The sequence below is a fragment of the Buchnera aphidicola (Pemphigus obesinymphae) genome (genome assembly GCF_026122815.1).
GTDB lineage: Bacteria > Pseudomonadota > Gammaproteobacteria > Enterobacterales > Enterobacteriaceae > Buchnera_C > Buchnera_C aphidicola_BJ.
Genome location: NZ_JAIWQW010000132.1, coordinates 1 through 290 on the forward strand (window position 1 = coordinate 1; position 290 = coordinate 290).

Genomic DNA, 290 nt, shown 5'->3' on the forward strand with positions numbered 1-290 from the left:
TATAAGTCCTAGTTAAAGAAAATTCTCCTAATTTATGACCTACCATATCTTCGGTAATAAAAACAGGAACATGTTGACGACCGTTATGTATTGCTATAGTTAAACAAATCATATTTGGAAAAACAGTAGAACGACGAGACCAAGTACGTAATGGTTTTTTATCATTTTTTTTAATAGATTTTTCTACTTTCTTTAATAAATTGAGATCAATAAAAGGACCCTTTTTAAGAGTACGTGGCATTCTTTATACTCTGTAATTATTTATTTCGACTTCGTAAGATAAACTTATC

General features: G+C 28.6%; 1 protein-coding gene. It reads right to left on the bottom strand.

Annotated elements, in window-relative coordinates; translation table 11 throughout:
- On the bottom strand, nt 1-241 hold a 241-nt coding region (gene rpsS, locus LDP10_RS03435; protein WP_265197304.1), incomplete at its 3' end, for a 30S ribosomal protein S19.
- Nucleotides 242-290 lie beyond the last annotated feature (49 nt).